Origin of the sequence: Streptomyces sp. NPDC101194, assembly GCF_044767885.1 — a bacterium.
In the GTDB taxonomy this organism is placed as follows: domain Bacteria; phylum Actinomycetota; class Actinomycetes; order Streptomycetales; family Streptomycetaceae; genus Streptomyces.
This window is the reverse complement of sequence record NZ_JBIWOS010000003.1, coordinates 479513-501774: the sequence shown is the minus strand read 5'-3', so window position 1 is coordinate 501774 and position 22262 is coordinate 479513. Positions and strand designations below refer to the sequence as shown.

The 22262-nt window shown below is 71.7% G+C and carries 2 protein-coding genes; both read right to left on the bottom strand.

The features are described from left to right. Positions 1–20: 20 nt before the first annotated feature. On the bottom strand, positions 21–17300 hold the full coding sequence (locus ACIRP2_RS15275; protein WP_404250316.1) for an amino acid adenylation domain-containing protein: 17280 nt from the start codon (positions 17298–17300) through the stop codon (positions 21–23). Further along, positions 17300–22255, bottom strand: coding sequence for an amino acid adenylation domain-containing protein (locus ACIRP2_RS15270; protein ID WP_404250314.1), 4956 nt, complete (start codon positions 22253–22255; stop codon positions 17300–17302). The genes ACIRP2_RS15275 and ACIRP2_RS15270 overlap by 1 nt, the downstream gene beginning before the upstream one ends. Between the last annotated feature and the right edge of the window lie 7 nt (positions 22256–22262).

The window sequence follows — 22262 nt, the reverse complement described above, 5'->3', positions numbered from 1 at the left end:
CCCCGTTCGTGGCAGAAGGATTATTCATTTCCTGCGAGCCGCCGATTGACGACCTGGCAGATCTGAGCCGCCGGGCCCGGCAGATACATGTCCACGTGAGTGCTGCGAATAGCGTACTCGCGAACTGATCCCTCGATAAGAGGTTTCCACAGTTCAGCATGCGATCCCTCGGGATTCAGGGTGGCATTGAAGAACAGCACATCGCCCCGGAACACCGGCTGCTTGAATTCCTGGAGCATGGCAATGTGTTGGACCATGATGCTCGCCGCGTTGTCCACCAGCGACGTTCGGTCCCCGTCGTCCATACCGGCCAGGGGCGGAAGATAGCCGCGGAAGAAGTCCCGCACCTCCGACGCGTCCGGTGTCTGCTCGCCGGCGAACCAGGTGCTGGGCACCGAGTCCAGCAGCGCGAGCAATTCGACTTCGTGCCCGCGCCGCTGCAACTCGGCTGCCATTGCGTGAGCGATCGTACCGCCCAGGGACAGCCCCAGGAGGCAATACGGGCCCTCCGGCTGAATTTCGCGGATGCGCGCCAGATAGTCGTCCGTCATCGCGTCGATCGATTCCGGCACCGGTGAACCGTCGAAACCGCGGGCCTGAATCCCGTAGAGGGGGCGGTCGTCCGTGAGCAGCCTGGCGAAGCCCAAATAGGCCCACGACAGCCCGACGCCCGGATGCACGAACCACAAGGGCGTGCCGTCGCCCCCCGTACGTATCGGCAGTACCACCCCGAAGGGATCGGTGAGGCCGTCCGCATCGGTGCCGGAAGCCAGTTGCGCGGCCAGTTCCGCCACGGTCGGGGAGGCGAAGACGACCCGGATCGGAACATCGACGCCGAGCATCGTATGGATGCGCGCCACCAGCCGGCCGGCCAGCAGCGAATGCCCGCCGAGAGCGAAGAAGTCGTCGTCGATTCCGACCCGGTCCAGGCCCAGGATCTCGGCGAACAACCCGCACATGACCTCTTCCTGCGGTGTGCGCGGCGCCCGGCCGGCGGCCACCGCCCCGTAGTCCGGCGCCGGCAGCGCACGCCGGTCGACCTTCCCGTTGGGCGTCAGGGGCATCCGGTCGAGTACGACGACGGCCGAAGGCATCATGTAGGCGGGCAGCCGCTCACGCAGGAAGCCCGTGAACCCGTCCGGCCCGGCGTCGCCCGTGAGTACGACGTACCCGACCAGCCGCACGTCGCCGGGCCGGTCCTCCCGTGCGACGACCACGGCCTGATCAACGGCCGGGTGCGCGGTCAGCGAGGCCTCGACGTCTCCCGTCTCGACCCGGAACCCGCGCACCTTCACCTGGAAGTCGGCACGGCCGACGTAGTCGATCCGGCCTCCGTGCCACCACCGCACGAGGTCACCGGTGCGGTACATCCGGGCTCCGGCCTCGAAGGGGCAGGCCACGAACCGCTCGGCGGTCGCACCGGGCCGGTGGGAGTAGCCGCGCGCCAGGCCATCGCCGGCCAGGTACAGCTCCCCGACCGTGCCCGGTGGCACCGGACGCAGGTACTCGTCGAGGACGTAGACGCGGGTGTTGGAGATCGGCCGGCCGATCGGCGGCTCGCCCGCGGAGCCGACGACCCGTCCGGCCGTCGAAAAGATCGTGGTCTCGGTGGGCCCGTACAGATTGGTCACCTCCGCGGCGGCCGACCGCAGCGTCCCGGCCAGGGCGGACGACAGGGCCTCACCACCGACGAGCACGCGCAGGCCGCGCAGGCCGGCGGCATCGTGCGTGGTGAGCATCTGCCACAACGACGGCGTGCCCTGCATGATCGTCACCCCGTGGGACCGGATCAGTTCAAGCAGCGCGGACGGCTGGGTGACGGCTTCGTCGGACGCGAGGACGACCTTGGCGCCGGCCAGCAGTGGAAGGTACATCTCCAGGCCCGCGATGTCGAAGGCGATCGTGGTGACGGCCAGCAGAACGTCGTCACCGTCCAGCGGGAACAGCTCGCCCATCGACGCGAGGAGGTTGCCCAGCGCCCGGTGCGGGACCACCACGCCCTTCGGCCGGCCGGTCGAACCCGACGTGTAGATCACATAGGCCGCGCTGTCCCCGGGGACCGGGACGGCCGGTGCCGTGTCCTGGCGACCGGACAGATCCTCGGGCAGCTCCCTCAGCACCAGAGCCGGTTCGCAGTCGCTGAGCACCAGGTCGACGCGGGACGCCGGATGTCCGGGGTCGATCGGCACGTACGCCGCGCCCGCCTTGAGCACACCGAGCAGGGCGACGACCAGGTCGGCGGAGCGCGGCAGCAGCAGCGCGATCCGGTCGTCGGGCCGCACCCCCTGCCCGATCAGCCAGTGGGCCAAGCGGTTCGCCCGGACATCCAGCTCGCGGTAGGTCACCGACGTTCCGCCGAAGATCAGAGCGACGGCGTCCGGTGTTCTGGCCGCCTGGTGCCCGAAGAGGACGTGCACGGGCAGATCCGGCAGCGGCGCGGTCGTCTCGTTGAACTCCCGCAGCAGTTGCGCCTCTTCACTCGGCTCCATCAAACGGGCAGCGCTGACCGGCAGGTGCGGGTCGGCGGCCAGTTGGCCCAGCAGCCCGGCGAGCTGAACGGAGATGTGCTCGACGGCGGACCGCTCCAGCGCGTGCTGCTGGTACTGGAGACCGATACGCAGATGCGGGTCGGCCGAGGCGCCGACGACCAGCGGATAGTGCGTGCCCCCGAGGGTGCTCATTCCGGTGATGCTGACGCCCGCCCCGTCGTTCGCCTCCGCGATCGCCGCGCTGTCGACCGGATAGGACTCGAACAGCACCACCGTGTCGAACAGCGCGCTCACGCCGGCGGCCCGGTGCAGTTCCGACAGGCTGTGATGATGGTGGTCCATCAGCGCGGCCTGCCGGCGTTGGAGGTCGGTCAGCAGTCCGGCGAACGTGTCGTTCGCCGCGTACCGCATCCGCACCGGCAGTGTGTTGACGAACAGACCGACCATCGAGTCGATTCCCGGCACCGCGGGCGGTCGGCCGGACACGGTGGCCCCGAACGCGACGTCGTCCCGGCCGGTCAGCCGGCCCAGGAGGACACCCCAGACGCCCTGCACCAGCGTGTTGAGCGTGATGCCCAGCCCGGTGGCGCACTTGGTCAGCGCGGCCGCGGTCGCCGCGGGCAACGGCACCTCCACCAGGTCGAGTCCGCCCTGTTCGGTACCGGCACCCGGCGCGAGGAGCGTCGGCTCGTGGACGCCGTCGAGTTCACCGCCCCACAGCCGCGCGCCCTCGTCGTCGTCCCGCCGCGACAGCCAGACGAGGAAGTCCCGGTAGCCGCGCACCCGTGGGAGCCCCGAAGCGTCGCCCCCGGTGCCGTAGAGAAGCAGCAGGTCCCGCGTCAGGAGCGGCAGCGACCAGCCGTCGAGCAGCACATGGTTCGCGGTGAACACCAGCTCCGACTTCTCCGGCCCCATCCGCACGAGCGTCAACCGGAGCAGCGGCGGCACGACGGGGTCGAAGTGAGCGGCGTGGTCCTCGGCCAGGAACCGCGCGAGCAGCTCGTCACGGTCGTCGTCCTCACGGAGGTCGAGCACCCGCCACGGCAGCTTCACGTCGTCGAGGACGAGCTGCACCTGATCACCGGCCGCGTCATGGACGAAGGCCGTCCGGAGGTTGGCGTAGCGGTCGAGCAGGGCCTGTCCGGCCGCGCGCATGCGTTCCGGACGCACCTCGCCGGACAGGTGGTAGACGAGTTGCGTGTGGTAGGCGTCGAACGACGATTCCGCGAGGCTGCTGTGGAACAGCAGACCGGACTGCATCGTGGTCAGCGGCCACACATCGGCGAGTCCCGGACAACTCCGTTCCCAGACCTCCAGATCGCTCTGCGTCACCCGGACGAGCGGCACGTCCGACGGGGTGAGCCCACCGGCGCCCGGCTCGGCGGTGTACCGGGCCAGACCGCCGAGCGCGTCGCACCACAGAGCGGCCAGTTCCCGGACATCGGTCTCGGCCAGCAGCCCGGTGGGGAAGCCGAAGCGAGCGGTCAGCCGGGGTCCGTCCGCGGTGTCCGTGACATAGGCGTTGACGTCCACTGCGGACATGGCGGGCAGGTCCGGGTCCGGATCGCCGGTCAGCGCGGCCGCGTCCGCGGCCGGGCCCCAGCCCAGGCCGCGCAGGCGCTCCGGCATGTCCGCCGCGGAGTAACGACCCAGGTAGTTGAAGCCGATCTGACCCGTCGGATACGGCCGCAGCACCTCGGCGGTCTCCGGGTTCAGGTACCGCAGCAGCCCGAAGCCGATCCCCTTGTCGGGCACGGCGAGCAGTTGCTCCTTGACCGCCTTGACCACCGTGCCCGCGGCCGGTCCGCCGGCGAGCACCGCCTCGATGTCGGCGCGTCCGACATCGAGGCGTACCGGGAACATGCTGGTGAACCAGCCGACCGTGCGCGAAAGATCGGCACCCGGCACGATCTGCTCCTCGCGACCGTGCCCCTCCAGACGCACCAGCACCGAGGATTCATCGACCCCGCGCCGCCGACGCCAGCAGGTGACGGCCAGGGCCAGTCCCGCGAGCAGGCCGTCGTTGACGCCGCCGTGGAACGCCGCAGGCAGCGCCGTCAGCACCGCCTCGGTCACCCGTACCGGCAGCTCGACCGTCACATGGTCCACCGTGGACGTCACGTCCACCGCCGGGTCGAGCGCACGCGAGCCCAGCAGCGGGTCCGGCCCGTCGAGAACGGCCTGCCACAGCGGCAGTTCCCCGGTCCGGGCGGTGGCTTCTTCCACGAGGGCATGCGCCCAGCGCCGCACCGACGTCGCGACCTCCGGCAGCTCAGGCCGCTCGCCGGCCCGTACGCTCTCCCAGGCCGCGGCCAGATCCGGAGCGAGAATCCGCCACGAGACGCCGTCGACGACCAGGTGGTGCAGCACGATCAGCAGCCGGCCCGAGCCGGGCGCGGTGAACCAGACGAACTGCGCCATGGTCCCGGCAGCCGGGTCCAGTCGGCCGGTGGCCGCGTCCAGCTCCCCGGCAGCCGTCCGCAACCATGCCGCGTCCCAGTTCCCGTCGCATTCGACGCGGTGCAGGAGCGCGCCGACATCGACCGTGCCCGGAGCGCCCACCTCCAGCCCGTCGTCCACCCACGTCGAGCGCAGCACATCATGGCGGTTCCACACCGCCGCCAGCGTCGCGACGAGTCCGTCGCGGTCGATGCCCGGCGGCAGCTCCAGCACGGCGGACATGGCGAACCGGTCGATGCCGCCACCCAGCTCCGTGAGATAGCGGGCCACCGGCAGCAACGGCATCCGCCCGACGCCGCCGCCGTCCAGCTCCGCCAGTACCGGTCCGGAGAGCCCGGTGGCCGCGGCGGCCAGCTCGGCCACCGTCCGCAGCTCGAAGACCTGGCGCGGGGTGATCTCGACTCCCTGGGTGCGGGCCCGTGACACCACCTGGATGGAGCGGATGCTGTCGCCGCCGATGGCGAAGAAGTCGTCGTCCACGCCGACCCGGTCGAGCCCGAGCACCTCGGCGTACACCGTGGCCAGGATCTCCTCGGCCTCCGACGCCGGCGCCCGGTACTCCGCGCCGGTGAACTCCGGCGCGGGCAGCGCCGTGCGGTCGAGCTTGCCGTTGGGCGCCAGGGGAAGCCGGTCCAGCACCATGAACACCGAGGGCACCATGTACTCCGGCAGCCGGCCCGCGGCGAACGAGCGCAGATCGCGGGCCGACAACCCGGCGGTGAAGTCCACGTCCGTGTCCGCTCCGGACGCCGCCGGAACGACATAGCCCACGAGATGCCTGTCGGTACGGCGGCCTTCGTGCACGGTCACCACCGCGTGCGCGACGCCGGGGTGTGCGGTCAGCACCGCTTCGACTTCGCCGGGTTCGATCCGCAGACCGCGCACCTTGACCTGGGCGTCGGCGCGTCCGGCGTATGCGAGTTGTCCGTCGGCGGTCCAGCGGGCGAGGTCGCCGGTGCGGTACATCCGTCCGCCGGGTGCGCCGAAGGGGTCGGCGACGAACCGGTCGGCGGTCAGGCCCGCCCGTCCGTGGTATCCCCGGCCGACCAGCCCGGCCACGTACAACTCGCCCACCACACCGGCCGGGACCGGCAGCAGCCCGGAACCCAGCACGTAGGCCCGCATGTTCCCCAGCGGAGCACCGATCGGGGCATCGCCGTCGTACTCACCCGCGACATCGGACGCGGTGGCGTAGAAGGACTCGCTCTGCCCGTAGGCGTTCACGACACGGACGCCGGGGAACGCCTCGCGCACCCGCCGGACCAGCGAGGCGGGCAGCGCCTCGCCCGCGAACACCAACGTGTCCACCTCGGTACGGCCGTCGAGCTGGTCGAGCAGCTCCGCGAAGACGGACGGCACGGTGCTGACCACACCGCCTGTCCAGTGCTCACGCTCGCCCAGGACGAGCACGTCGCGGACCACCTCGGCGGTGCCGCCCGCAGCGAGCGTGGTGATGATCTCGAACACGGAGACGTCGAAATTGACCGAGGTGCCGGCGAGCGTCCGTGTCCCCGGCCCGGCACCGAGCAGCGCGGCGAGCTGCGTGACACCGTTGACGACGCCGCGGTGGGTGATCGCCACACCCTTGGGCGTCCCGGTGGACCCCGACGTGTACATCACGTACGCGACGTTGTCCGGGTGCAGCGCCGCGTCCGGGGCCGGCACCGGCACCGTAAGGTCCATCTGCTCCACGCACAGCACGGGAGTCTCCGTGCTCGGCAGTACGTCCGCGGTCGCGGCGTCCGTGAGGATCAGCTCCGGCCGGGCCTCGGCCAGCACGAACCCCAGCCGCCGACTCGGGTAGCGCGGGTCGATCGGCAGATAGCCCGCGCCCGACTTGAGGATGCCGAGCAGACCGGCCACCAGATCCGCCGAGCGCGGCATCGCGAGCCCGACGAGGGTCTCCGGGCCGGCCCCGCGAGCCGTCAGCGCGGCCGCGATCCGGTCGGCCCGCGTCCGCAGCTCGGCGTATGTGAGCCGGACACCCTCGCACTCCACCGCCACGGCGTCCGGCGATGCGGCGGCCTGCCGGTCGAACAGCTCCGGCACGGTCAGGTCCGGTGCCTCGGCAGTGACGCGGTTGAACTCCGTGAGCACATGGTCGCGCTCGGCCGGATCAAGGATGTCGACCGTGCCCACCCGCTGGCCGGGATCGGCGGCCAGCTTCCCCAGCACCCGTACGAACCGGGCCGCGATCGCCTCGGCAGTGCCCCGGTCGAACAGGTCCACGGCGTACTCGAGGTTGCCGAACGCAGCCCCGTCCGGCAGGTCGGCCATGTTGAAGAACAGGTCGAACTTCGCGGTTTTTGTGCGTATCCGCTCGAACTCCACCCGGACGCCGGGCAGTGTGAAGTCCTGCCTGGTGAAGTTCTGCCAGGCGAACATCACCTGGAACAACGGGTGGTACGCAGTCGAGCGCTCGGGGTTGAGCAGCTCGACGAGCCGCTCGAAGGGGGCGTCCTGGTTGTCGTAAGCCTCAAGAGCCTTGCCGCGCACCTGGGCGAGCAGGTCCTCGAACGACGGATTGCCGGACAGATCCGTCCGCAGCACCCACGTGTTGACGAAGAAGCCGACGAGGTCGGCCAGGGCCTGATCGGTACGGTTCGCGATCGGCGACCCGATGGTCACGTCCTCCCCGCCGCCGAGCCGGTGCAGCAGCACGGCCAGCGCGGTTTGCAGCACCATCGCCACCGTGGCCCCACGCTCGCGGGCCAGTTCCTCGACGGCGCTCATCACCCGCGCGTCCACGGTGAACTCCACGGCATCGCCGCGGTGTGTGCCGACGGACGGGCGCGGCCGGTCGGTCGGCAGCGGCAGCGGCTGGGGGACGCCCGCCAGTTCGGCCTCCCAGTAGCGGGCCTGAGTCGCCAGCAGCCCCTCCTCGTCGGACTCGTCGCCGAGCAGGTCACGCTGCCACAGCGTGTAGTCCACGTACTGCACCGGCAGCTCCGGCCAGTCCGGCGCGGCACCGGCCAGCCGGGCCCCGTACGCGGCCGCCAGGTCGCGGGCCAGCGGCGCCATCGACTCACCGTCGCCGGCGATGTGGTGGACCAGGAGCAGCAGCACGTGGTTCTGCCGAGCGAGCCGGAAGACCTCAGAGCGCACCGGGATCTCCCGAGCCAGATCGAACGGCCGTGACGCCGAGGCCACCACGGCACCATCGAGACCGGCCGGGTCCACGGCCGTGACCGGCAGGTCCAGGACGACATCGGCGGCCGGAACGACCTGCTGGAACGGCACACCGGACGCGTCCCCCATCAGGGTGCGCAGGCTCTCGTGCCGGGCGACGACGTCGTGCAGGGCGGCGCGCAGCACGTCGGTGTCCAGATCGCCGACGAGCCGCAGTACGAACGGTAGGTTGTAGGTGGCGGACGGTCCCTCGAACCGGTCGACGAACCACAGCCGGCGCTGCGCGAACGACAGCGGAACCCGCTCGGGCCTCGGCTCCGCCCGGCGCAGTTCGGACCGGGGCGGCACCCCGGCCGCGACCTCCTCCGCCAACTGGGCGACGGTCGGGCAGGAGAACACGCGCCCGATCGGCACCTCGGCGCCCAGCGTGGTCCGTATGCGGCTGACCAGCCGGGTGGCGAGCAGGGAGTGCCCGCCCAGGGAGAAGAAGTCGTCGTCGATGCCCACCGCGTCGAGACCGAGGATCTCGGCGAAGAGCGTGCAGAGCGCCTGCTCCTTCGGCGTCCGTGGTGCCCGCCCGCCGACCGCGGCTGCGTAGTCGGGTACCGGCAGCGCCCGGCGGTCGAGCTTTCCGCTCGCGGTCAGCGGGACCTCGCCGATGGCCACGATCGCTGCGGGCACCATGTGCTCGGGCAACCGGTCCTGGAGGTAACCGCGCAGCGTCGTCATCATCGTGCCGATCTCGCGGGCGGCGGCCGGGTCGTTCACCAGGGCCCGGTCGGGCCGCCCGGTCTGCGGGACGGCGCCGGTGACGGCGCGGCCGGTGACCGGGCCTGCCGGGAACACGATCGCGTCGAAGCACTCGACGGCATCCGGGGACCAGGTCACCAGCGCGCCCCAGCCGAGCCGGTCGGCCCAGTCCAGCAGCTCCTGGGGATCGAGTGCCGGTCCGGCCGCGGCCGGGCGCGGGATCACGGTGGCCGCCGCCGCTGCCTCGACCTCGGCCGTCAGCCGGGCGTTCGGGACGTGGGTGACGCGGACCGGCCCGGTGCCGGCGGCACGGCACAGCTCCGCCAGTGTCCCGAGGTCGGTCGCCTGCCGGCCCCACACGGTCACCGGGGCCGCCGCCACGGACACGGGCTCCGGGGCCGCCTTGTGCAGCACGACCTCGTAGCGGTGCCGGGTCAGTTCGTTGTGCGCCCTGCCGGGCTTCAGCCGGACATCGACGCCGACGCCGGGACGGCCGGCCGCCCAGCGCGTGAACCACTCGGGGTCCAGGACGAGTTCCTTCTCGATCAGTACCGCCTGCTCGACCGCGGCCCGGATCGTGGCAGGCCTCGCCGTGGGGTGCTGGGCACGGTGTGCCGCGGCCTTCAGCACCCTCAGCGAACCGCCGTACCGGATGTCTCCGAGCACGATCCGGCCGCCCGGAGCCAGCAGGGCCAGAGCCTGTGTGAGCACACGGTCGAGGTAGGCCGCGTCCGGGAAGTACTGGACGACGGAGTTCACCACCACCGTGTCGAAGTGTTCGAGCGGCAGCCCGGACACATCGTCGGCGGGCTGGCAGCACAGCCGCACACGCGCGGCGTGCCCGGCCCGTTCCACCTGTGCCCGCAGCTCGTCGAGCACGGGCGCCGAGAAGTCAGTGGCCCAGTACTCCTCCACCTCCGGCACGATGTGCGCGAGCAGCAGCCCGGAACCGACCCCGAGTTCGAGCACTCGCCGCGGCGCCCCGTCCAGGACCTGGCGCACAGCGGCGTCCCGCCACTCGCGCATCTCACGCAGCGGAATCGGCTCGCCGGTGTAGCTGGAGTTCCAGCCGGTGAAGTCCTCGCCCCAGGCGGCCGTGGCAGTGCCGGAATACGTGGAGTCGTACACCTCCTGCCACTCGTCCACCTGCGCGGCGGCACCCGTACCGGAGCCGTCCGCGTCGGGCACGACATATGCGACGAGCCGCTGGTCGCCCGGCTGGTCCTCGCGGCTGATCGCGACCGCCCGGCTCACACCAGGATGGGCCAGCAGCGCCGCTTCGATCTCACCGGGCTCGATGCGGAATCCCCGCACCTTGACCTGGAAGTCGGCCCGGCCCCGGTAGACGAGCGCGCCGTCCGGACGCCAGGTGACCAGGTCGCCGGTGCGGTACATGCGCCCGCCGGGCGTGAACGGGTCGGCCACGAACCGGTCCGCGGTGAGATCCGGCCGGTTCAGATACCCGCGTGCCAGCTGGACGCCCGCGAGGTACAGCTCGCCACGCACACCCGGCGGCACCGGTCGCAGCGCCGCGTCGAGCACATGGACCCGCGTGTTCCACACCGGTGAGCCGATCGGCACTGCGGCCTCGCCGGGCTCGGGCCGGTGCGGCCAGGCCGTGACCTCGACCGCGGCCTCGGTGGGACCGTACAGGTTGTGCAGTTCGGCGTTCGGCAGCACTTCGGCGAAACGTGCGGCGAGGTCGGCCGTCAGCGCTTCGCCGGCGGCCTCGACGCGGCGCAGGCTGGTGCAGCGGTGCGCGGTCGGCTCGTCGAGGAACACCGTGAGCATCGACGGCACGAAATCGACGTCGGTGACCCCCTGCTCCTGGATCAGACGGGCCAGGTAGCCGGGGTCCTTGTGACCGTCCGGCCGCGCGATGACGAGCCCGGCGCCGACGTGCAGCGGCCAGAACAGCTCCGGCAGCGAGACATCGAATCCGATCGGCGTCTTCAGCAGCATCCGGTCGCTCTCGGCCAGACCGTACGTACCATGGCCCCACGCGATCCGGTTCCCGATCGAGCGGTGCGACACCACCACGCCCTTGGGCCGCCCGGTCGAGCCGGAGGTGTAGATCACGTACGCCGCGTGGTCCGGGGCCAGCCGCACGTCCGGGTCGTCGTCCGGGTACGCGGAAGTGTCCGGCAACGCGTCGATCGTCAGGACGGGCGCGGCGTCGGCGAGCATGTACTCGACGCGCTCGGACGGCAGGTCGGTGTCGATCGGCAGGAACGCGGCGCCGGCCTTGAGCACTCCGTAGACCGCGACCAGCAGGTCGATCGACCGCGGCAGGCGCAACGCGACGAGCTGCTCCGGCCCGGCCCCGTGGTCGGCCAGCCAGTGCGCGAACCGGTTGGCCCGCTGGTTGAACCGGGCATAGTCGAGTGTCTCTCCCTCGAACACCAGGGCCACGTTGTCCGGCGTTTCGCGGACCTGGCTCTCGAAGACGCCGTGCAGCGTCCGCGCCGGCACGTGGTGGGCGGTGTCGTTCCAGCCGGTGACGACCTGTTCCCGTTCGCCGGGGGTGAGGATGTCGACGCGGCCGACGGGAGTGGCCGGGTCAACGGCGAACTGCTGCAGCAGGCCCAGGAAACGCGAGGCCATGCCCGAGACGGTCTCCCGGTCGAACACGCCGTGCTGGTACTGAAGCGCCACACGCAGGTTCGGTTCGGCGGTGACCATCACCGTGAGCGGATAGTGCGTGCCGCTGAACGGCGACACGCTGGTGATCGTGACACCGGCCGCGCTGCCGGCCGCACTGATGCCGGCCTGGTCGACCGGGTAGGACTCGAACACGACGACCGTGTCGAACAGGACGGGGAGATCGGTGATCCGGTGGATGTCGGAGAGCCCGTAGTGGTGATGGCCCAGCAGGGCGGCCTGCCGCCGTTGCAGCCCCGTGAGCAACTCGGCCAGCGATTCGCCGGGGTCGGTGCGTACCCGTACGGGCAGGGTGTTGATGAACAGCCCGACCATCGAATCGACCTCGGGCACTTCCGGCGGCCGTCCGGACACGGTCGCACCGAACACCACGTCGTCGCGACCGGTCAGCCCGGCAAGCAGCACCGCCCAGGTGCCCTGCACGAGCGTATTCAGCGTGATACCCAGCTCGGTGGCCCGGCGGGCCAGCTCACGGGCGGTGCCGGGGTCGAGCGCGAGGTCCACCTGGCCGATCCCGGCGTTGCCGGTCGCGGAGTCCTCGGCCGGGGCCAGCAGTGTCGGCTGCTCCAACCCGGCGAATTCCGCCGCCCACGCCCGTGAGGCGGCGGTGCGGTCCTGTCCGGCCAGCCAGACGAGAAAGTCGCGGTAGCCCCGTCGGCGCGACGGCACCGGGGCATCGCCCGCCGTCGCGTAGAGCCGCAGCAGGTCCTGCATCAGAAGCGGAACCGACCAGCCGTCGAACAGTACGTGGTGGGCCGTGCAGACGAGTTCCCACCGGTCGGCGGCGAGCTTGACCAGCTGCATACGCAGAAGTGGCGCCGTGGCCAGGTCGAAGTGCGTGCCGTGGTCCTCGGCCAGCAGCCGCTTGACGGCCGCCCGGCGCTCCTCTTCGCCCAGGCCGCTGAAGTCGTGCTGCCGCCAGGGCAGGTCCACGTGCCGCTGCACGACCTGGACGCGGTCGCCGGCGGAGTCGGTGACGAACGCCGCGCGCAGGTTCGGGTAGCGGTCGAGCAGGGTCTGACCGGCCGCCCGCATCCGGTCGGGCTCCACCGGCCCGGACAGGTGGAACGCCAACTGCATCTGGTACGCGTCGAAGGTGGCGTCGGCCAGCATCGCGTGGAACAGCAGCCCGGACTGCATCGCGGTGACCGGCCAGACGTCCGCGAGCTGCGGATAGCGGCGCTCCCATGTGTCGAGCTCCGCCTGGGTGACCGACACCAGCGGCACGTCCGAGGGCGTCAGGCCGCCCGCCTCCGCTGTCGCGGCGTACCCGGCCAGCGCCGTCAGCGCGTCCCGCCACAGGTCGGCCAGCTCCTGGACGTCTTCGGTCGAGAGCAGGCCACGGGGACAGCCGAGCCGCGCGGCCAGCCGGGGACCGTCCGCCGTCTCGGTGACCAGCGCGTTGATGTCCAGCACGGACAAGGCGGGCATGGTGTCGTCGGGCCGGGCGATCAGCTCGGCCGTGTCCGCCGCCTGCGTCCAGCCGAGACCGCGCAGCTCCTCAGGCATGTCCGTGGCGGAGAACCGGCCCAGATAGTTGAAGCCGATCTGGCCGGTCGGGTACCGGCGCAGCACGGCGGCCGATTCCGGTGCGAGGTGGCGCAGCAGGCCGTAGCCGATGCCCTTGTCGGGCACCGCGAGCAACTGTTCCTTGACCGCCTTGACGGCACGGCCCGCAGCCGGTCCGCCGGCGAACGCCTCGTCGAGGTCGATTCCGGCGAGATCGAGCCTGACCGGGTACATGCTGGTGAACCAGCCGACCGTGCGCGAGAGGTCCGCGCCCGGCACGATCTGCTCCTCCCGGCCGTGCCCCTCCAGCCTGAGCAGCACCGATGGCTCCGCGACCCCGCGGGTCCGGCGCCATTGGGCGACCGCCAGCGAAAGCGCCGTGAGCAGACCGTCGTCGACTCCTCCGCGGAACCTTCCCGGCAACGTCGTCAGCAGCGCTTCGGTGACCGTCTCCGGCAGCCGGAGCCAGACGTGCTCCACGGTGGACATGACGTCCACCGCGGGGTCGAGGCGCCGCGCGCCCAGCAGGGGGTCCGGGCCTGACACCACCGAACGCCACAGGGGGAGTTCGTCCTGCCGCTCGGCCGCGGCATCCACCAGAGCGTGCGCCCACCGGCGCAGCGACGTCGGTACGGGCGCAGGCTCGGGCGTCCCGCCGGCGCGCACGCTCTCCCACGCCGCGGCGAGGTCGGGCAGCAGGATGCGCCAGGAGACGCCGTCCACGAGGTGGTGGTGCAGCACGATCAGCAGCCGCCCGGACTCCGGACCGGCGAACCACACGAACTGCGCCATCACCCCGGCGGCGAGGTCCAGGCGGTCGGTGGCCGCCTCCAGTTCGGCCGCTGCCCGCTCCCGCCACGCCTCGTCCCAGCGCCCTGTGCAGGCGACCCGGCGGATCAGGGGCGCGACGTCCACCGACCCCGGCGCCGCCACGTCCAGATGGCCGTCGCCCAGCCGCGCGCGCAGCGCATCGTGCCGGTCGAACACGGCTGCCAGCGTCGCGCGCAGGCCCTCCGCGTCGATCCCCGCAGGGAGGTCGACGAACATCGACATCGAGAACCGGTCGCCCCCGCCGAGTTCCGTGATGTACCGGGCGACGGGAAGCAGCGGCAACTGTCCCGTGCCGCCGCCGGGCAGCTCCGTCAGGACCGCGTCGGGCGTGCCGGAGGGTTTCGCGGACTCGGCGAGTTCGGCGACGGTCCGCAGCTCGAAGATCGCCTTCGGGGTGATCTCGACTCCCTGGGTGCGGGCCCGTGACACCACCTGGATGGAGCGGATGCTGTCGCCGCCGATGGCGAAGAAGTCGTCGTCCACGCCGACCCGGTCGAGCCCGAGCACCTCGGCGTACACCGTGGCCAGGATCTCCTCGGCCTCCGACGCCGGCGCCCGGTACTCCGCGCCGGTGAACTCCGGCGCGGGCAGCGCCGTGCGGTCGAGCTTGCCGTTGGGCGCCAGGGGAAGCCGGTCCAGCACCATGAACACCGAGGGCACCATGTACTCCGGCAGCCGTGCCGAGACGAACCGGCGCAGGTCCCTCGTGGACACCCCGGCGGTGAGGTCGACGTCCAGCTCTCCCAGGCTGTCCACGCTGCCGAGCCCGCCGGCGCCGGCGTCGACCGGCACGACGTAGCCGACGAGGGTCCTGCCTCCGCGGCGGCCTTCGTGCACGGTCACCACCGCGTGCGCGACGCCGGGGTGTGCGGTCAGCACCGCTTCGACTTCGCCGGGTTCGATCCGGAAACCGCGCACCTTGACCTGGGCGTCGGCGCGTCCGGCGTATGCGAGTTGTCCGTCGGCGGTCCAGCGGGCGAGGTCGCCGGTGCGGTACATCCGTCCGCCGGGTGTGCCGAAGGGGTCGGCGACGAACCGGTCGGCGGTCAGGCCCGCCCGTCCGTGGTATCCCCGGCCGACCAGCCCGGCCACGTACAACTCGCCCACCACACCGGCCGGGACCGGCAGCAGCCCGGAACCCAGCACGTAGGCCCGCATGTTCCCCAGCGGAGCACCGATGGACACACCGCTCGCGCCGTGCGGGACTTCGACGCCGTCGATGGCGCATGCCGTGGCGTAGAACGACTCGCTCTGTCCGTAGGCGTTGATCACTCGAACGCCGGGGAGCCTCTCGCGTACCCGCCGGACCAGCGAGGCGGGCAGCGCCTCCCCGGCGAATACGACGGCGTCGGCGCGGATCTCGCCGGTGACCTGGTCGAGCAGTTCGCTGAACACCGAGGGCACCGTGCTCAGCACGCCGCCGCTCCATCCGTTGCGTTCTCCCAGCACCAACACGTCGCGGGCGACCTCGACGGTGCCGCCGGCGGCCAGCGTGGTGAAGATCTCGAAGACCGACACGTCGAAGTTGATCGAGGTTCCGGCGAGCGTCCGGGTTCCGGCCTCGATCCCGACGACCGACGCCAGCCGCAGCACACCGTTCACGACGTCCCGGTGGGTGATCGCGACGCCCTTCGGCGTCCCGGTGGACCCCGACGTGTACATCACGTACGCGACGTTGTCCGGGCGCGACACGGCTTCCTGGACCGGCGCCGGTGAGGAGAAGTCCAGGTCGTCGAGGTACAGGGCGGGGGTGTCGTCCGACGGCAGGACGTCGATGGTCGCCTTGTCGGTGAGGATCAGCCGCGGCCGGGCCTCGGTGAGTACGAGATCGAGGCGTCGGCTGGGGTAGCGCGGATCGATCGGAAGGTACGCGGCACCGGATTTGAGGATGCCGAGCATGCCGGTCACGAGGTGCGCCGAGCGCGGCAGAGCCAGCCCGACGACGGATTCCGGCCCGACGCCGCGTGCCCGCAGCTCGGCCGCCACCCGGTCGGCGTGTGCGCTCAGCTCGGCGTAGGTGAGCGATGTGTCGGCGTCCACGACCGCGACGGCGTCGGGTGTCTCCTCGACCCGCCGCCCGACCAGCTGCGGAATGGTCAGCTCGGGAACGGCCACGGCGCCGGGGTTGAACCCGAGCAGCCGCGCGCGCTCGGTCGGCTCCAGCACATCGACCAGTCCGACCGGGGCCGCCGGCTCGGCCATCAGCCGGCGCACCATCCGCGTGAACTGGGCGGCGAATGTCTCGGCGGTCGCACGGTCGAACAGATCCGTGGCGTATTCGAGGTAGCAGAGGAGTCCGGGCCGTGCCGGGTCGGTGAAGAAGTTGAACTCCAGGTCGAACTTCGCCGTGGGGGTGGACCGCACCTCCAGGCGCGCGGTCAGGCCGGGCAGTTCCAGGTCGAGCCAGGGCTCGTCCTCCCAGGTGAACATCACCTGGAACAGCGGGTGATAGGCGGTGGAGCGCTCCGGATTGATCAGCTCGACCAGCCGTTCGAAGGGCGCGTCCTGATTGTCGTAGGCGGCCAGCGCCTTGTCGCGGACACCGTCCAGCACCGTCGCGAACGACGGGTTGCCGGTCAGGTCGGTCCGCAGCACCCAGCTGTTGACGAAGAAACCCACGAGGTCGGCGAGCTGGTCATCGGTGCGGCCGGCGATCGTGGACCCGAACGCGATGTCGTTCCCCGCGCCGAGGTGGTGCATCCACACGGCCAGCGCCGCCTGCATGACCATCGGCACGGTGGCTTCCCGCGAGCGGGCGAACTCCTCGACAGCGACCATGACATCCGGCTCGAACCCGAAGTCCACCAGGTCGCCGCGGTGGGTGGCCACGGGCGGGCGCGGCCGGTCGGCGGGCAGCCGCACCGGCTGCGGCACCCCGGCCAGTTCGTCACGCCAGTACCGCACCTGCGTGGCCAGCACACTGTCCGGATCGGATTCCTCGCCGAGCATCTCGCGCTGCCACAGCGTGTAGTCCACATACTGCACCGGCAGCTCCGGCCAGTCCGGCTCGGTGCCGCGGACCCGTGCGGTGTAGGCGGCGGCGAAGTCGCGGGCCAGCGGAACCATCGACTCACCGTCGGCGGCGATGTGGTGGATCAGCAGCACGAGAAGGTGCTCGGCCGGACCGGACCGCAGCAGCGTCGCACGCACCGGGATTTCGGTGGCCAGATCGAACTCGTACGCGGAGGCCTCGGCGATCGCGTCCTCGACGGACCCGGTGTCGACGAGCGGGACATCGAGCACGACCTCGTCGAAGGACAGCACGTGCTGCCCGGCGACCCCGCCCTGATCGACGATCAGCGTGCGCAGGCTCTCGTGGCGCGCCACCAGGTCCCGCACGGCCGACCGCAGCGCGGAGACGTCGGTCGACCCGGACAGCCGCACGACGAACGGCACGTTGTACGTGGCCGACGGCCCCTGGAAACGGTCGATGAACCACAGCCGGCGTTGTGCGAAAGACAACGGAATCATTACTGACCGCTCCTCTTCATCTTGCGCAGCGCAGGCCGACTCGATGCCGACGCGGCCTGCACCGTGCGTGCCAGTTCGGCGATGTCGGATGCCTGGAATACGGTGCGGATCTGCACATCCGCCCCGAGTGCCTTGCGGATACGGCTGATCAGCCGCGTGGCGAGCAGGGAGTTGCCCCCCAGAGCGAAGAAACTGTCGCGGATGCCGACGCGTTCGACCTCGAGCACCTCCGCGCACAGTTCGCACAACTGCTTCTCCACGGTGGTGCCGGGCGGTTCGTACGCGGCGCCGCCGTCCGCCTCGGCGCCCGGCCCGGCCTCCTCGACCAGCAGGGCGTCATCGGCGGCGGTCAGTACGTCAAGGGCTTCCAGCCGCCGCTCGGGATCACCGGCGAACCGGCCGAGAACGCGCCCGAACAGCGCGGCGAGCGTCGTGGCGCGGTCCTGGTCGAACGCGCCATGCTGGTATTGCACGGTCAGCCGCAGCGAATGGATTGCGTCCGTCATGGCCATGACAGTCAGCGGATAGTGCGTGGCGGTGAACGAGCGCAATCCGGTGAGCGTGATCCCGGCCGCCGCGCTCGCCTCGGTGATCCCGGCCCGGTCCAGCGGAAACGATTCGAACCCGACGATCGTGTCGAAGAGAGAGCCGACCTGCGCCGCGGCGTGGATGTCGCTGAGCCCGCAGTGCTGATGATCCATCAGAACGGCCTGCCGGCGCTGCACCCCGGCGAGCAGATCGGCGAGGGTGTCACCCGGCGTGCACCGCACCGGCACGGGCAGGGTGTTGAGGAACACCCCGACCATGGTGTCCGCTTCGGGCACTGCGGGCGGGCGCCCCGCCACGGTCGTGCCGAACACCACCTCGCTCCGGCCGGTGAGCTGGGCCAGCACAACCGCCCAGGCGCCCTGCACCACCGTGTTCATCGTGACGCCGAGCTCGGCCGCCCGGCGGGCCAGCAGCCGGGCCCGGTCCCGCGACAACGGGACATCGACCTGGCCGATGCCCGCGCCGTCCGGCTCGGCCCCGGCCGCCAGGAGCGTCGGCCCGTCAACGGACGCCAGCTCCCTGGCCCAGACCCGCGCGGACCCGGCGCTGTCGTGGCGGGACAGCCAGAGAAGGAAGTCCCGGAACCCGCGCTCGCGCGGCGGCGTCGGGGCATCGCCGTACAAGTGCAGCAGGTCCCGCGTCAGCAGCGGCAGCGACCAGCCGTCGAAGAGCACATGGTGCGCGGTCAGGACCAGCTCGAACCGCTGCGGGCCGACGGTCACCAACGCCATGCGCAGCAACGGCGGCACGGCCGTGTCGAAGTGGGTGGCCAGGTCATCGGCCAGGAACCGCTCGAACGCCGCCGCGCGCTCCGCCTCGCCCAGCGCGCTCAGGTCCAGCTCCCGCCACGGTATCCGTACACCGTCGACGACGAGCGCCACCAGGTCACCGCGCGCGTCCGGCACGAAGGCCGCGCGCAGCGCCGCGTGCCGGTCCAGCAGGTTCTGCGCCGCCACCCGCAGCCGGCCGGGATCGACCGGCCCGGTCAGATGCAGTGAGTACTGCACCTGGTAGGCGTCGAAGCCCGCCTTGCCGAGCAGCGAGTGGAAGAGCAACCCGGACTGCAACGGCGTCGGAGGCCAGACGTCCGACAGGCCCGGATACCGCAGCTCCCACTGGTCGATCTCGTCCTGGCTCACGCGCACCAGCGGAAGGTCCGACGGCGTGAGTCCGCCGGTGCCCGTCCGTGCGGCGTAGCGGGTGAGACCGCGGAGGGCGGAGCACCACTCGTCCGCCAGTTCCCGCACGTCCTCGGGGGACAGCACGCCGGCGGGTGCGGCGAACTGGGCGCTCAGCCGAGGGCCGGAGGCAGAGTCGGTGACCCTCGCGTTGACATCGACCTCGGCCGGCGCCGGCATCCGCGGGTCCTGGCCCGCGTCCAGCTCGGCCAGTTCGTCGAATCCGGCCGACGGGGTGAAGCCGCCCTCGCCGGTGGCCGCGGCGTACCGGCCCAGGTAGTTGAAACCGACCTGGCCGATCCCGTGCGGGCGCAGCACCTCGGCGGTCTCCGGATTGAGGAAGCGGAGGAGCCCGTATCCGATGCCCTTGTCCGGCATCGCCCGCAGCCGCTCCTTGACGGCCTTGAGCATTCGGCCGGCGGCCGGGCCTCCGAGAACCACGTCGTCGAGGTCCATACCGGACAGATCGACCCGTACCGGGTGGACACTGGTGAACCAGCCGACCGTACGGGACAGATCCGTACCCGGCACGGCCTCCTCGTTCCTGCCGTGGCCTTCCAACCGGATCAGCGCCGAGGGCTCGTGCACGCCGCGACGGCCGCGCCAGCGGGCCAGGGCCGTCGCGAGCGCGGCCACCAGACCGTCCTCGACCCCGCCGCGGAACACCGCGGGCACGGAGGTGAGCAACGCCTCGGTGACGTCGGCCGGCAGATCGACACGCGTCCGGTGCACGGTCGCCACGACGTCCACCTCGGGATTCAGCCGCCGGTTGCCCAGCACCGGGTCGGGGCCCTCCACCGTGGACAACCAGGAGGACAGCTCGGCCACGCGCTCCGGCCGCGCCGCCTCCTCCCGCAGGGCGTGTGCCCAGCGCCGCATCGACGTACCGACCGGGCGGAGTTCGGGTGCCCGGCCGGCCCGGACGTCGGTCCAGGCGGCGGCGAGGTCCGGAAGCAGGATTCGCCAGGTCACGCCATCCGCCACGAGGTGGTGCAGGCAGACCATCAGCCGGCGCTCCGCGGCGAACCACACGAACTGCGCCATGGACCCGGCTTCCGGAGCGAGCCGCCCGGTGGCGGCATCGAGTTCGTCCCGCCAGTCGCCCCCGGAACACCGCAACAGCGCGTCCGCGGTCACCGAACCCGGCGGCCCGACCTCCAGTTCGTCCCCGATCAGCGTCGACCGCAGGAGATCGTGCCGGTCCAGGAGGGCGTCGAGGACCGCGGTGAGCCCGGCACGGTCGGCGTCCGCGGCCAGATCCACCATCATGACCTGGGCGAAGCGACCGAAGCCCGGCCCCCAGCCGCGAATCCACCGTGCCACCGGCAGGAGCGGCAGCCGCCCGGTGCCACCACCCTCCAGTTCGGCCAGTACCGGCCCGCCGGCCCGCTCCGACGCGACACGGGCCAGCTCGGCGATCGTCCGGTGCTCGAAGACCGACCGAGGGCTCAGCTCGACACCGTCCGCCCGCACCCGAGACACCACCTGGATCGACTGGATGCTGTCGCCGCCCAGGGCGAAGAAGTCGTCGTCCACGCCGACCCGGTCCAGCCCGAGCACCGAGGCGAATGCGGCCGCCAGCATTTCCTCCACCGGTGTGCGCGGCGCACGGTACTCCCGGCCGGCGAACCGCGGCTCGGGCAGAGCCTTCACGTCCAGCTTCCCGTTGGGCGTCAACGGCAGGCGGTCCAGCACGACTACCGCGGCCGGGACCATGTGACCGGGCAGCCGCCGGGCCGCGAAGTCGCGCAACTCACCGGGACCGAACCCGGACTCGAACACGATCTCGCTCTTCGCGGCGCCGCCGGTCCCGGCCTCCGGCGCGTCGGCCGGGACCACGTACGCGACGAGTCGCTGGTTGCCGCCGGCCCCGCGGCCGGGGCGGGAGAGCACCGCCGCCTGGGCGACTCCGGGGTGAGCCAACAGCACGGCCTCGATCTCGCGCGGTTCGATGCGGTGACCGCGGATCTTGACCTGGGCATCGGCCCGGCCCCGGAACACCAGATCGCCGTCGTCCGTCCAGGACACGAGATCGCCGGTGCGGTACATCCGCTCGCCGGGCCGGCCGGACGGGCAGGCGAGAAAGCGTTCGGCGGTCAGCCCCGGACGGCCCAGATACTCGCGCGCCAGGCCGGCACCGGAGACGTACAGCTCACCGAGGGCGCCCGGCGGTACGGGTCGCAGTCCGGCGTCGAGCACGTACACCCGGAACCCCTGGATCGCGCCGCCGATCGGTGGCACCCGGCCGTCGGCGGTCAGCGGTGCGCTCATCGTGGCGCAGACCGTGGTCTCGGTCGGCCCGTACGCGTTGATCATCCGCCGGCCCGGTGCCCAGGCGTCGACCAGTTCCGGCGACGCCGCCTCTCCGGCGACGACCAGCGTTTCGACGGTGGACAACGCACCGGCGGGCATCGCGGCGAGCACCGGTGGCGGAAGCGTCACATGGGTGACGCGGTTGTCGTCGAGCGTCTCGGCCAGCGGAGCCCCCGGACCGAGCCGGTCCGCCGGAGCGACCACGAGGGTCGCGCCGGACAGCAACGCCATGCACATCTCCCAGACGGAGGCGTCGAAACTCGGTGACGCGAACTGCAGCACGCGGCTCTCCGGCGTCACCCGCAGCCGGTCGGTCTGCGACGCGAGCAGCGTCGACAGGCCGCGGTGTGTGACCGCGACCCCCTTCGGTCGCCCCGTGGAACCGGAGGTGTAGATGACGTACGCCGTGTTCGTCACCGAGAGCGGACCCGGCACGGCACCGCCGGAGCCGGGTTCCTCCACGGTGTCGTCCGGGTCCAGGACCGGAGCGGACAGCTCGGGCAGCCGCGCTGCGGATCGCGCGTCGGCGATGACGAGGCACGCGCGGGAGTCCTCGGCCATGAAGGCGATCCGTTCGGACGGGTAGGCGGAGTCGAGCGGCAGATACGCGCCGCCCGCCTTGACCACCGCCAGCATCGCGATCCACAGCTGCGCCGACCGGGGCAGCGCGACGGCCACCACCGACTCCGGCCCGACCCCGCGCGTGACGAGCAGACGCGCCAGCCGGTCCGCCTGCTCACCGACCTCCCGGTAGCTCAGCGATACCCCGTCTCCCGCCAGCGCCACAGCATCCGGCGTGGCCCTGACCTGCCGGTCGAACAGCTCGGGGATCGTCGCGGCCGGGAAGAGGGGCCCGTCGAGTGCTTGCGGCAGCCGGTCATGGGGCACCGACTCGGTCGCTTCGGACGCTGTCATCAGATCC

Excerpts from the sequence above, each read along its gene's own strand:
- ACIRP2_RS15275 (WP_404250316.1), bottom strand. The coding sequence starts at position 17,300 with ATGATTCCGTTGTCTTTCGCACAACGCCGGCTGTGGTTCATCGACCGT.
- ACIRP2_RS15270 (WP_404250314.1), bottom strand. The coding sequence starts at position 22,255 with ATGACAGCGTCCGAAGCGACCGAGTCGGTGCCCCATGACCGGCTGCCG.